1 protein-coding gene and 1 pseudogene are annotated in these 1004 nt (G+C 44.5%); both read left to right on the top strand.

Annotated elements, in window-relative coordinates:
* Positions 1-99 (top strand): annotated as a pseudogene (locus LJE11_RS20605) (radical SAM mobile pair protein A); the annotation flags it as partial.
* Entirely contained in the window at positions 87-995 is a 909-nt protein-coding gene (locus LJE11_RS19120; RefSeq protein WP_227296405.1) for a radical SAM mobile pair protein B, read from the top strand. The pseudogene LJE11_RS20605 and the gene LJE11_RS19120, both read left to right, overlap by 13 nt.
* Positions 996-1004 lie beyond the last annotated feature (9 nt).

The raw sequence follows: 1004 nt of genomic DNA, 5'->3' as shown, positions 1-1004 counted from the left end.
GAAGACCTTGTCCCTATCATAGGGGATGAAAATATGATTCAGGAAATGCCGGAAGAATTTAATAAAGTGTTAGAGGTACAGAAATCATGGAAGAAGTAATAAATGGAATCCTCATTCGTGAGGTGGAAACAAAGAACATCATGACTAAGTCCAGTCTGCCGGTAGGCGGTTACTCGGTCAATCCCTATGTGGGTTGTACACATGCCTGCAAGTATTGCTATGCTTCTTTTATGAAGCGCTTTACCGGGCACAAGGAGGAATGGGGCACTTTCCTTGATGTGAAACATTGGCCGGAAATTAAAAATCCGAAGAAATATGCCGGACAGCGGGTGGTCATCGGTTCTGTGACAGATGGCTACAATCCACAGGAGGAGCAATTCGGGAATACCAGAAAACTTCTGGAGCAGCTGATCGGCAGTGACGCAGATATTCTGATCTGCACAAAGTCGGATCTTGTGGTACGGGATATTGATCTGCTGAAGAAGCTTGGACGTGTAACCGTTTCATGGTCGATCAACACACTAGATGAAAATTTCAAGAACGATATGGACTCTGCTTCGAGCATTGAGCGCCGTATCGCTGCTATGAAGCAGGTATATGAAGCAGGTATCCGTACAGTCTGTTTCGTATCCCCGGTATTCCCCGGTATCACGGATTTTGAAGCAATCTTTGAGCGGGTAAAGGATCAGTGCGATCTGTTCTGGCTCGAAAATCTCAATCTTCGAGGCGGTTTCAAAAAGACAATTATGGATTATATCGCCGGAAAATATCCTGAGCTTGTACCACTTTACGACGAGATCTATAACAAGCATAACCGCAGCTACTTTGAAGCACTTGAAGTAAAAGCTGAGAAAATGGCTAAGAAGTATGATTGTGCCTTTGTGGATAATGAAATGCCTTATGGCAGAGTCCCGCAGGGGCATCCGGTGATCGTAGATTATTTCTATCATGAGGAAATCCGTGGGACAGAGAATACCGGAAAAAGAAATCGCTAACTTCCAGTT

Origin of the sequence: Blautia sp. DFI.1.216 (genome assembly GCF_020594215.1) — a bacterium.
Lineage (GTDB): Bacteria > Bacillota > Clostridia > Lachnospirales > Lachnospiraceae > Blautia_A > Blautia_A wexlerae.
This window is presented reverse-complemented; position numbering and strand designations above follow the sequence as displayed.